The following is an 11,931-nucleotide window of genomic DNA, read 5'->3' on the forward strand; positions in this document are numbered from 1 at the left end:
GGTTGCCTCATGCCAGCCGGGATCTCAACCGGTTGCGACCCGGAGAAGCCGTCTTTGGATAGGGAAAGGTGCCGTTCCGTCAGGCGTTGTCGCGATCCCAGTACCAGGCGGCATAGGTGCGCTTGCGATCGTGCCCGCGGCCCTTGAGGAACGCGCGGACAAGCCGGACATCCTCCCGCTCGCAGGCGACCCAGACGAAGGCTTCTTCATCCACGGCAGCAAGTGCCTCTATCACCGTCTGCGCGAGCATGTTCTTGTTGCCCGCCGGGTAGCTGGCGCGGTGCAGCCAGCGTATGTCGAGCGTTCCGGCGGTCGGCAGCGGCTGCTCTTCCGCCGCATCCGCCACCTCTATGATCGCCTGCATCCTCGTGCCTTCGGGCGCTTCGGCGGCGATGCGGGCGATGGCGGGCAAGGCGCTTTCGTCCCCGGCAAGGAAGATGGTTTCGGCCTGCGGAAGGTCGCCGCCGCCGGGGCCGAGCAGGGCGAGCCTGTCCCCCGGCTGCGCATCCCGGGCGAAATCCGCGCCGGGTGTCGCAACGCCGGGCAGGGGATGCTGCAGGAAGTCGACCGAGAGTTCGCCGCGCTCGGCGTTGACGGCGCGGATCGTGTAGACGCGCACGAGCAGCGCATCCTCGCCCTCCGGCCAGGCAATGCGGCCGTCATCGCGCAGCCCCGGCCAGACCGGCGTCCGGCCTTTCGGCGGCACCAGCAGGCGCACATGCATGCCCTCGCCGATGAAAGGCTTCACGTCTGTGCAAGCAAAGATGACGCGCCGCATGTGCGGCGTCACGTCCTCGGCCGAGACGACGGTCACTTCATGAAGATTGGCGAGCCGCGAACGCGTCGCCGGTTCGGACCAGGTGAGTTCCAGCGGGTCCTCGCCGGCGAAATAGAAGAGGTGCTCGGCGATGACCGTGCGGCTCATCTGAAGCGTCTCGTCGCTCGGGCAGGCGAGATCGATGAGGAGCCGTCCGCCGTCGAGACGCATATCGGCTGTGCCGATCTCGCTCGTCAGCGTTGCGGCATTTTCCGTGCGCCGCACCTCGGCGTGCTCGACGAAGTGCTCGCAGACCTCATCGAGCATTTTCAGCGCATCCTTCGGCAGCGCGACACCGGTGAGCTTGAATTGCGGGAGGGCGTTCATGCGGGCTCCTTGATTACGGGGGAAATCATGCGATGGCGGCCGATCGGCAACATGGTCGGCCGACCGGAGGTCGGGTCGGTGATGATGCGACTTTCGAGTCCGAAGACCTGTCGCACATGGTCTTCCGTCAGGACGGTCTCCGGCGGGCCGGCTACATGCAGTCGGCCGTTCGCCATCGCGACAAGGTGGTCGGCGTAGCGCGCGGCAAGGTTCAGATCGTGCAGCACCATCACGATGGTGGTGCCGCGCGTCTGGTTGAGGTCGGTCAGGAGGTCCAGCACCTCGATCTGGTGGCTGATGTCGAGGAAGGTGGTGGGCTCGTCGAGCAGCAGGAGGTCCGTCTGCTGGGCAAGCGCCATGGCGATCCAGACACGCTGGCGCTGACCGCCCGAGAGTTCGTCGATCGGCCGTTCCGCAAGGTCGTCGGTCTTCGTCGCCGCAAGGGCGGCGGCGACCGCTACGTCGTCTTCGCGCGTCCAGCGGGAAAAGACCCCCTGATGCGGATGGCGGCCGCGGCTGACAAGGTCGGCGACGGTGATGCCCTCGGGCGCGATGGGCGATTGGGGCAGGAGGCCGAGCGTACGGGCAAGATCTCTTGAGGGAATGCGATGGATCGACTTGCCGTCCAGCAACACCTGCCCTCTTTGGGCCGGCAGCAGGCGCGAGAGGGTGCGCAGCAGCGTGGACTTGCCGCAGGCGTTCGCCCCGACAATGACGGTGATCCTCCCGGGCGGCACGGCAAGGTCCAGCCCGTCGAGGATGCGTGTTTCGCCGTACCCGGCGGAAAGGCCGGTGGCGAGGAGGGTGTGCGGTTTCATAGGGAGCCTCCGGACCGGTTGACGCGCACGATCAGGAAAATCAGGTAGGGCGCACCGAGCGCCCCGGTGACGACGCCGACGGGATAGCGGCTCGGCAGCAGGAACTGGCCGCAATAATCGCCGACCAATACCAGCGCCGCGCCTGTCAGTGCCGCTGGGACGAGCAGCGAGCCGTTGTTGCCGACGATGCGGGCGGCAATCGGCCCCGCGAGGAAGGCGACGAAGGCGATCGGTCCCGAAATGGCCGTGGCGCTGGCGATCATGCCGACAGCAGCGATGATGACGAGCACGCGGGTCTGGCCGACCCGAACGCCGAGCGCGGCCGCGGTGTCGTCGCCAAGCCGCAGGGCTTCGAGGTCGCGGGCGCGGGAAAGCAGCAGGCCGCCGAAGACGGCGAGCGCGACGACGAGCGGCAGGCTCTGGCCGAGCTGTGCGCCGTTGACGCTGCCCGTGAGCCAGCGCAGCGCCTCTTGCATGGTCCAGGCGGGGGCGGTGGAGAGGATGTAGGCGATGACGCTCTCCAGCATGGCCGAAACGCCGATGCCGACGAGGATGAGCCGCGTGCCCGCGACGCCGTTGCGGAAGGAGAGCGCGTAGACGACGAGCGCCACGCCGAGCCCGGCGATAACGGCGAGGATCGAGACGATTGGCCCCGAAAGCCCGAGCACGACGATGGCGAAGACCGCGGCGGCGCTCGCCCCCCAGCTTATGCCGATAATGTCGGGGCTCGCCAGCGGATTGCGCAGCATGATCTGGAAGGCGACGCCGCCGAGACCGAAACTGAGGCCGGCGAGGATCGCGAGCATGGCGCGCGGCAGCCGGAGCTGGCCGACCGTGAAGGCGACATCAGGCACATCCTCGCCCATCAATGCGCGGAAAATGTCCTGCGGCGGGGTTAAGGACTGGCCGAGCAGCAGGGTCAGCAGGAAGGTCGCGGCGACGAGCGTGAAGAGGAGGCCGATGACACAGTGGTGCCGGCGGGCGCGGCGATGGCGGTTTCTCGCAATGGAATCGATGAAGGGAGCGAGCATGGTCAAAGGTCCCGCACCCGCTGGCGGCGGACGATCCAGATGAAGAAGGGCGCGCCGATCAGCGCCGTCACGATGCCGACGTCCAGTTCGGCCGGCCTTGCCACGATGCGCCCGACGATATCGGCGGCGATCAGCAGGCAGGCGCCGCCGAGGGCGGAAAAGGGCAGCAGCCAGCGATGATCGCTGCCGGTCAGGAGGCGAACGAGATGCGGTACGATGAGGCCGAGAAAGCCGATCGGGCCGCAGACGGCCGTCGTCGCGCCTGCGAGCAGGATTGCGCCGAAGGCGGCGACGGCGCGGGTGGTCGCGACATGTTCGCCGAGGCCGGCGGCAAGCTCGTCGCCAAGCGCGAGCGCGTTGAGCTTGCGGGCCGAGAGGAGGCTGATGGCGAAGCCGGCGGTGAGGAAGGGCAGGACAGGAAGGATGCGTTCGAAGGTCGCCCCGCCGACGCCGCCGATCTGCCAGGCGCGCACGCCACCGGCAATGTCGGCGCGCGGCAGGACGACGGCGATGACCAGCGAGGAGAAGGCGACGGACGTGGCGGCCCCTGCGAGCGCCAGCTTCAGCGGCGTCGCCCCGCCCCGCCCAAGCGCGCCGATGACATAGACGAAGATCGCCGCCGCCCCCGCGCCGAGGATGGCGGTGACGATATAGGCATAGGCGGTTTAGATACCGAACCAGGCGACGCTGACGACGACGGCGAGCGATGCCCCCATGTTGACACCGAGAATGCCGGGATCGGCGAGGGGATTGCGCGTCACGCCCTGCATGATCGCGCCGGCAAGGCCGAGCGCGGCGCCGGCGAGCAGCGCCAGCAGCGTGCGGGGAATGCGCATCGCCACTGCCGCCTCACTGATCGTCTCGACCCTGCCGCCAAGCGCGGAAAGGATGTCGCCAAGGCCGACATTCCGCGTGCCGATCGCCACCGACAGCGCCACCAGCACGACGAGCGTAGCGGCGACCAGCAAAAGCCAGAGCCCGCGCAGGCGCTTGAGGCGTCCGGCCGGCGCCGGATTTCGTGCCGTGGCGGCGTGCGATGTCATTTCGATTTCCCGGCCGCTTCCGCAAGAAGCGCGACATAGTCCTTCAGCACCCAGGAGATCGACAGCGGCGTTGGATTGGCGGCCGTGCCGACCGGGTCGCGGCCGAGCATGACGAGCGCGTCCTTGCTGACGGCGGGCATGCGCGAGAGCAGGAGATCGGCCTTCACGGCGTCGAGCAGCGGCGTGCCGCCGTAGCTGACGACGATATCGACATCGTCGAAGGCGTCGACCTGTTCGGCGCTGACGCTGGCGGCGAATTGTCCGGGCTTCGTTGCGTCCAGCACGCTTTTGGGAGAGGCGAGGCCGAGGTCGCGGAAGAATTTGATGCGCGTGTCGTTGGCGGTATAGAAGTTCACCATGCTGAGGTCGGTCGCGTCGAGATGGGTGACGAAGATCGCCGATTTGCCCTTGAGGACCGGATAGCCGGCGACCGTGCCGGCGATTTCCTTCTCGATGCGTACGATCAGCGCTTCGCCGTCCTTTGCCATGCCGAGCCCGGCGCTGTTGAGCCGGATCGTCTCGCGCCAGTCGGTTGACCAGGCGGATTGCGGGTAGGCGATGACGGGGGCGATCTGGCTCAGCGTCTCGTAGTCCGCCTGGCTGAGGCCGGAATAGGCGGCGAGGATGACATCCGGCCTCGTCGCCGCGACCGCCTCGAAATCGATACCGTCGCCCTCGTCGAACAGGACGGGCTTTTCGCCGCCGAGTTCCGTCAGCCTTTCCGCCACCCAGGGCAGGAGACCATCGCCATCGTCGTCGCCGAAATTGGCGGCGGCAAAGCCCACGGGCACGATGCCGAGCGCCAGCGGCACTTCATGGTTCGCCCAGGCGACGGTCGCCACGCGCGCCGGCTTCTTCGTGATCGTCGTCGTTCCGAAGGCGTGCTCGATGACGATGGGATAGGCGGTTTCGTCCGCGGCCCATGCCGTCGTCGCAATCCAGAGGCAGGCGGCGACAACTATCAGCGGGAAGCGCAAAAGCCGCGACATGGGCGAAACCCTCCAGGGCGGTTAAAAGTGGAGTTTCCGTTTCAGGTTCATTGGGCGGCGTCAAGGCGAAGGCACGGCTTGTTGGGAGGCGGCGGCGAAGTTTCCGGGGTTTCCTACAAAACCATGGAAATCTACAATACTGGATAGTAGGTCTCAAGTTATTCCCGCTTCAAGGGACAGCCGCATCGGCCTGAGGGGGGATGCGCAGGTTTACGCCTGTTCCGGCTGGCATTCGGCAGGACCTGCCGTCCGCCGGCGAGCGCAACTTCAATTTCTGGAACATGACGATGGACATCAAGACGACCGGCGCCGATACGAGACAGCCTCTTATCCGTTTGAGGACTGCGGTTCTGCTCGGCTGCACCGCGCTCGTCGCCCTTGTGCCGTCCGTCTCGTTCGCCCAGCAGGCGGATGCCGGTTCCACAACGGTGCTTGAGACCATCACCGTCGAAGGCGATGGCTCTGCGACGGGTGGCGACAATGATGCAAGGTCGATTGTCGCGAAGAAGACGACCGCCGGTGGGCGCATGGCGACGGAAATCCTGAACACGCCGGCGACGGTTTCCGTCATCACGGCCAAGGAAATCCAGCAACGCGGCGCCGAGACCGTCGAGGAGATCCTGCAATATACGGCAGGCGTCACCACGGATTTCTATGGTTCGGATGACCGCTACGACTTCTTCAAGATCCGTGGTTTCGATGCCACGACCTACCGCGACGGGCTGATCCTCGGCCGTCCCTTCGGCGGTGTGCGGGAAGAAGCCTATGCCTTCGAGCGTGTCGAGGTGCTGAAGGGCGCGAACTCCACGACGTTCGGCGTCTCCGATCCCGGTGGTGCCGTCAACTATGTGACGAAGCGCCCGCGCAGCGAGAAATTCGGCGAGGCCTATGTCACGGGCGGCTCGTTCGACCGAAAGGAGGTCGGCTTCGACTTCGGCGACAATCTGATGGCCGACGACACGCTCTCCTACCGCTTCACCGGCAAGCTGCGTGATGCCGACGCGGAATACGATCATTCGCGCGATGATGAAAAATTCTTCATGGGTGGGCTGACCTGGCGGCCGACGGACACCACCAGCCTTACCATCGTCTACGATCACCTCAACAAGGACGGCGTGCCCGGCAGCGGGGGCCATCCGGTGGGCACCGATTTCGACCGCAGCCGCTTCTTCGGCGAGCCGGACTACAATTTCCGCGGTACGAACCGCGATACGGTCAGCGTCCTGTTCGACCACGATTTCGGCTCGGGCCTGACCTTCGGCGCGAATGCGCGCTACAGCAAATCCGACACCGATTTCGGCTACGCCTATATTTCTGCAACGCCGACGGACGGCTCCACGACCGCCTCGCGCGCCTTCTTCGGCAACGAGGCCTCGAACCGGCAGTTCATCATCGACGCGCATCTGCAATACGAGGCGAATTTCGATGCCGTCGACAGCCGCACTCTGGTCGGCGCCGAATACAACGACATGAAGGGCAACAACGATACCTGGTGGGGACCGGCGCCCGGCATTAGACTGGACGAACCCGATATATACGGGCCGGCCCACCAACCTGCCGCTGATCGCCAGCACGCGCAGCGACCAGACGGGCAAGGCGCTCTATATTCAGCAGGAACTGGCCTTCTGGGATAAGTTTATCGTCACGGCCGGCCTTCGCAACGACTGGCTCGACCTCAGCGAGGTGAACAAGCTGACGGGCGCCAAGAGCGAGGGGGACTTCAGCGAACTGACGAAACGCATCGGCCTCACCTATCGCGTCACCGATGAGATTGCGCCCTTCGTCAGCTACGCCGAATCCGTTGCCGCCCCCTCCATCGGCGTCGAGCCGGAGCGTGGCGAACAGATCGAACTTGGTGTGAAATACCAACCGGACGCCTTCCCGGCGCTGATCACGGCCTCGATCTACGATCTGACGAAGAACAACATCACGCGCACCAATCCTGCCACGAACCTCCAGGAGACGATCGGCGAGGTGCGCGTGCGCGGTTTCGACCTGGAGGCCAAGGCGGAATTGACGCCGAACTGGAGCCTGACGGCCGGTTATTCCTATCTCGATGCCGAGATCGTTGAGAACGGCGCGGCCGGCAATGAGGGCAACCGACCCTACCATGTGCCCAAGCACACGGCATCGCTCTGGGTCAACTACATGCTCGAGGGCGACGGCAAGCGCGGCGACATGACCTTCGGCCTCGGTGGCCGCTATACCGGCTCCTACTACTTCAACGACGAAAACACGGTGAAGACGGGCAGCAATTTCGTCGTCGATGCGGCCTTCAGCTACAAGGTGTTCGAGAACACGTCCTTCGAAGTCAATGTCTCCAATCTCTTCGACCGCAAGCATATCGATTACGGTGGCTTCGGCGCGGATTTCTACAATCCGGGCCGCTCGATCTCGGCGACGCTGCGCCAGACGTGGTGAGAGAGGCTAGCGGACCTGCTGCACCCGCCGCCAGGCGGCGGGTGTATCACCGGCGACCTGCCGGAATGCCTTGGTAAGGTGTGCCTGGTCGGAAAAGCCGAGCTGGGCGGCGATATCGGCGATCGTCAGCTCGCTTTCGACCAGCAGCTTCTGCGCAAGGTCGATGCGTTTGCCGAGCTGCCACTGCAGTGGTGTCTTGCCGGTCGTCTGCTTGAAGACGGTGGCGAACCAGCTTTCGGAAAGGCCGGCCGTCTTGGCCATCTCGGCGACGGTCAAGCGGCCGTCGCTTTGGGCATTGATGCGGGTGACGAGCCGGTTCATCTGCGCCTGGGTCAGCCGGCCGTTCTGCGGCTCGCTGGGGAAATCCTGGATATCCAGCAGGCCACTGACGATCGTGCCGACCAGACTTTCAGCGTAGAGCGCGTGTTTCGTCGGGCCCGACACTTCGTCGACGAGGAGGCTTGCCAGCGTCTCGATCGCGCCGACGTCCTGGATCTCCACAGGGCGGCGGAGCGTCGCAAGCGCGGCCGACGTGCCGACCGTTGGCGACAGGAACCGCAGCATGCGGTCCTTGTGGAGGTGCAGATCGAGATGGGAAAAGCGATGGGCGGAGGTGAAACTCGTCCAGAGCGGAACGCCGGCCGGCACATAGACCGCGCGGGTCATCGGGCGCGAATGCGCGAGCATGCCGCCGTCACGGTTGGTCATCTTGATGTGCGGCGACACGTCGTTGAAGAAGATCACGATGCGTGGATCGGGTGAAAGGTAATAGCCGCGCGCGCCGGAATGGCCCTCCGCATCCCAGAAGACGCCGACCAAGCCGTCGAGGCTACGCCATTTCACCGGGGCAAGCACCTTGATGCCTTCCGTGTGGCAGGTCATTGCATGCTGGTAGTTCACCGTTCAAAGCCACCCATGATCGAGCAGTCCTCGCATGTCTGCATGCGTTTAAGGCCAAGCGGTACGGGATGGCAACCGCTCCTGTGCGTGCAGCAATCGCACAAAAATATGATTAAAAATATCATGTTTTTTCCTCAGGGCAAGTCGCGGGCGAATCTCGGATCTTGAAGCAGAAGCTCCCGCTGCTTCGAGATCCGAGACCCTTCCTGCCAACAGGAACAGACCTAGCCGCGCGCGCGCAGGGCCTCCGTCATCGGCAGCCGCGTGGCGGCGATCGCGGGCAGTGCGCCACCGACGATGCCGATGGCGAGGCCAAGCAGGCCGGATATCGCAAGGATATCCGGCGTGATGGTGAGCTGGAAGGCCATCCGTGTATTGTTCGCGCCAAGCGTGCTCGCCTGCCATCCATGGAAGACAAGCCATGAGGCAAAAAGGCCGAGAAGGACACCGGCGCTTGCGAGCACCACGGCCTCGACCCAGGTGCCGAAAAAGGCCGAGAGACGGCTGAAGCCGAGCGCGCGGACGGTGGCGATCTCGACGGTGCGGTCGGAAACGGAGCTCATCATCGTGTTGAGGGCGCCTGCCGTGGCGCCGACCGCCATCAGCAACGCCAGCGGCCAGCCGAACAGGCGGATGAGGCTTGCGGTGCGCCCGGATTGCGCTGCGTAGAGATCGGCTTCGGAAAGCGTGACGAGCGGTGTCTGCGTGATCGTGACGAGGCTCCTCCGCAGACGCTCGAGCGCATCGGGCCCGGTAAGGCGAAGTTTCAGGCTCTGCACTTCGCCCTGCCGGTCGAAGGCGGCGCGCACCGCATCGAGGTCGGCCCAGATTTCGGACTCGAAGGCGCTGCCATGGGCGGAAAAGCGACCGGCAACCGTCCAGTCGACGGCGCCGAGGCGAACCGTGTCGCCTACATCGAGGCCGAATTCCTCGGCGAGGCGATCTCCGACGACGATTTCGCGCGTGCCGGGTTTGAAGACGTGTCCGGCCGACAGTGCGATGCCATCGCGGATCGACGGGCCGGCCGCATCCATGCCGCGCAGTGCCAGTGTGCGGGCTGGCTCCTCCGCTTCAAGCTCCATATCGACGGGGACGACGATCTCGCGGGAGGAAGCGAGTTTGCCCTCGGTATCACGGACGACCCCGATATCGCCGGTCATGGCGTCGAGCGTGCGGATGACGGCTGCGGGAATGTCCGAACCCGTCTCCTGGTTCGTACCGCCGCCAAGAAGGACTGCGACCGATGGTGAGCCTGCGCTGGCGAGCGCGGTTTCGAACCCCTTTGCCATGGAGAGGAAGCCGGCAAGCACGCAGACGACGAGCGCGACCGACAGAGCCATGGAGGCCGAAATCGCGCGGCGGCGCGACAGGCTGGAAAGATTCGTGCGGATCATCACAAGTGTTTGTCGGCTATGGGCGGAAGTGGATTTCAGCATGGCGGTTACCTCGTTCTGAAAGCAGCGATGATCGGTGTGCGCATTGCGTTGAAGGCTGGTAGCGCGCCGGTTGCGAGGCCGAGGGCAGCGATGATGGCCAGCGCCTTGGCGAGGACGGGAAGGGAGAAGACGAGGCCGAGTGCCGGGCCGGCGAGCATGGTTCCAAGCTTGGCCAGGGCGAGCCCGATACCGCCGCCGACGGCGAAGATGAAGAGTGTTTCACCGAGGATGAGCACAACGATCGCGCGACGGGAGAAACCCAGTGTCTTCAACACGCCAATTTCGAAGGTACGTTCGCGCACGGCAAAGACCATGGTGTTCACGACGATCATCAGCAGCGTGATGAACGCCGCGCCGACGACGAGATTCACAATCAGGCCGACATCGGCATACTGGCGCAGGAAAGCTTCCAGGAACTGCTTTTCCGATTGCGTGCGTGTCGGCGTCGGCGAATTGGCGAAGAGCGCGTCGATCCGGGCAGCGAGTTTTCCGGGGGCGGTGCCGGCACGGGGCCGGACGACGAAAGCATCCACAGTCTCCTTGCCGCGCGCACGGGCAGCATTCACATAATCGTAGCGAGCGATCAGGAAATAGGTGTCGGTGGCAGCGCTTTCACCCTCGAAGAGGCCGGCTATCTCGAAGCGCCAGTCCCGGCTGCCATCTTCTCGCGGTGTATCGAAGGCAGTGACGGTAATCCGCTGACCGACGGCCCAGCCTTGTGCCTCGGCAAGGGCCCGGCCGACCAGAACCCGGTCGCGCGCCCCGTCGATCGCCTTCATCAGCGCGGGCGTCAACCCGAGTTCCTTTCCATTGACAGCCATCAGCCTGTCGGGGTCGGCGGCGCTGACGGCGACGACGTTCTTCTCGACATCGACGAAACCGCGCAGGCGCGCGACATATCCCACGACCGCGACATCGGGGTCTGCAGTGATGCGCGACATTGCCGCCATGGGCAGGGGGACCGTGCGGCCGCTCACGCTGGTGACGCCGAGAAGGTCGTCGCTTGCGCCGACTGCCCCCTGGGCTCCGGCAAGGAAACTTGCCGTCAGGCCGTAAATGAGAAAGGCGACCGCAATCGAGAGCATGAGCAGCAAGGTACGCAGCGGCTTGCGCCAGGCATTCCTGCGGGCGAGATCGAAAAAGCCCATCAGGCGGCCCTCTTCTCTTCAATGAAATCGCCTTTGTCGAGATGCAACGTGCGGCGCGCGTAGAGGGCCGCTTGCGGATCGTGGGTCACCATGACGATGGTCTTTCCAAGCTCGCGATTGAGGAAGCGCAGCATGTCCAGAACCTCGTCGGCGGACTTGCGGTCGAGGTCACCGGTCGGTTCGTCGCAAAGCAGCAGGCCCGGATCGGTGACGAGAGCGCGGGCGATGCCGATGCGCTGTTGCTGGCCGCCGGACATCAGCGCCGGATGTTGCCTTTCCCGTCCGGCAAGGCCGACGAGACCCAGAGCCCTTTCGACGCGCAGGCGCCGCTCCTGGCGCGACAGCGGCTTCAGCAGCAAGGGCAATTCGACATTCTCGGCAGCGGTGAGCATGGGCAGCAGATTGTAGAACTGGAAGACGATGCCCATGTTGTGTGCCCGCCAGGAGGAGCGGGCGGCTTCTCCCATCTGGTCGAGGTGGCTGGTGCCGATGCGCAGGGTCCCGGCATCCGGTCGATCGATGCCGGCCAGCATGTTGAGCAATGTCGACTTGCCGGATCCGGACGGGCCCATGACGGCAACGAAATCGCCGCGCGGAATGGCAAGATCGAGGCCGGAAAAAATGGCGATCCTCTCGCTACCGATGCGATATGCCTTCCTGATACCGGCAAGGGCGATGTAGGGGGTCGGGTCGTGGGTCATTGCGTCTTGTCTCCTGTTTCGTCGAGGGTGATGCGGATGCGGGCCGCCATGTTGGGCCGGATGCCTTCCGGCGGGCCGGCAAGCGTCAGGCGTAGCGTGAGGGTGCCTTTTTCGGCCGAGGCGACGGGCGCCAGCCGCAGCACCGTCACCGGGAAGGGATGGTCGGGGAAACCGTCGAGCACGGCCTCGCCGCGCAGGCCGGGCCTCAGCGCGGCGATGGTGGTGTCAACGGCGGAGTAAAAACCGGCCACGGGGCGGAGCAACAGTCGGCCACGGTGGCGCCGGCCTGAGACCGCCGGG

General features: G+C 65.2%; 8 protein-coding genes and 3 pseudogenes. 1 reads left to right on the forward strand and 10 read right to left on the reverse strand.

What is annotated here, in order from left to right; genetic code table 11:
- Nucleotides 1-79: 79 nt before the first annotated feature.
- From AKG11_RS27900 to AKG11_RS27920, 5 genes and pseudogenes are all read right to left on the reverse strand, one after another.
- A complete protein-coding gene (locus tag AKG11_RS27900) occupies nucleotides 80-1,144 on the reverse strand; it encodes a DUF2218 domain-containing protein (protein WP_050746258.1) in 1,065 nt (354 codons plus the stop codon).
- Nucleotides 1,141-1,962, reverse strand: coding sequence for an ABC transporter ATP-binding protein (locus AKG11_RS27905; protein ID WP_023515878.1), 822 nt, complete (start codon nucleotides 1,960-1,962; stop codon nucleotides 1,141-1,143). The genes AKG11_RS27900 and AKG11_RS27905 overlap by 4 nt, the downstream gene beginning before the upstream one ends.
- Nucleotides 1,959-2,993: a FecCD family ABC transporter permease gene (locus AKG11_RS27910; protein WP_050746259.1), complete on the reverse strand. Its 1,035-nt coding sequence runs from the start codon at nucleotides 2,991-2,993 to the stop codon at nucleotides 1,959-1,961. Before AKG11_RS27910 ends, AKG11_RS27905 begins: the two co-directional genes overlap by 4 nt.
- 2 nt (nucleotides 2,994-2,995) lie before the next feature.
- A pseudogene (locus tag AKG11_RS27915) lies at nucleotides 2,996-4,036 on the reverse strand (FecCD family ABC transporter permease).
- Nucleotides 4,033-5,025: an ABC transporter substrate-binding protein gene (locus AKG11_RS27920; RefSeq protein WP_050746260.1), complete on the reverse strand. Its 993-nt coding sequence runs from the start codon at nucleotides 5,023-5,025 to the stop codon at nucleotides 4,033-4,035. Before AKG11_RS27920 ends, AKG11_RS27915 begins: the two are co-directional and overlap by 4 nt.
- Before the next feature lie 287 nt (nucleotides 5,026-5,312).
- On the opposite strand from AKG11_RS27920, the pseudogene AKG11_RS27925 reads away from it, so the two are divergent.
- Nucleotides 5,313-7,446 (forward strand): annotated as a pseudogene (locus AKG11_RS27925) (TonB-dependent siderophore receptor).
- Nucleotides 7,447-7,452: 6 nt separating this feature from the next.
- Here the strand turns inward: AKG11_RS27925 and AKG11_RS27930 are convergent.
- From AKG11_RS27930 to AKG11_RS27950, 5 genes and pseudogenes are all read right to left on the reverse strand, one after another.
- Nucleotides 7,453-8,346 carry a helix-turn-helix domain-containing protein gene (locus AKG11_RS27930; RefSeq protein WP_023512471.1) on the reverse strand — a complete coding sequence of 298 codons (894 nt, stop codon included), beginning with the start codon at nucleotides 8,344-8,346 and terminating at the stop codon, nucleotides 7,453-7,455.
- Between the two features lie 224 nt (nucleotides 8,347-8,570).
- Complete coding sequence (locus AKG11_RS27935) at nucleotides 8,571-9,782, reverse strand: ABC transporter permease (RefSeq protein WP_023512472.1); 1,212 nt, start codon at nucleotides 9,780-9,782, stop codon at nucleotides 8,571-8,573.
- A gap of 5 nt (nucleotides 9,783-9,787) precedes the next feature.
- Complete coding sequence (locus AKG11_RS27940) at nucleotides 9,788-10,930, reverse strand: ABC transporter permease (RefSeq protein ID WP_023512473.1); 1,143 nt, start codon at nucleotides 10,928-10,930, stop codon at nucleotides 9,788-9,790.
- Nucleotides 10,930-11,631: an ABC transporter ATP-binding protein gene (locus tag AKG11_RS27945; protein ID WP_050746261.1), complete on the reverse strand. Its 702-nt coding sequence runs from the start codon at nucleotides 11,629-11,631 to the stop codon at nucleotides 10,930-10,932. The genes AKG11_RS27940 and AKG11_RS27945 overlap by 1 nt, the downstream gene beginning before the upstream one ends.
- Nucleotides 11,628-11,931: pseudogene (locus AKG11_RS27950) on the reverse strand (efflux RND transporter periplasmic adaptor subunit); the annotation flags it as partial. The pseudogene AKG11_RS27950 and the gene AKG11_RS27945, both read right to left, overlap by 4 nt.

The organism is Shinella sp. SUS2 (assembly GCF_001262505.1).
Classification (GTDB): Bacteria; Pseudomonadota; Alphaproteobacteria; order Rhizobiales; family Rhizobiaceae; genus Shinella.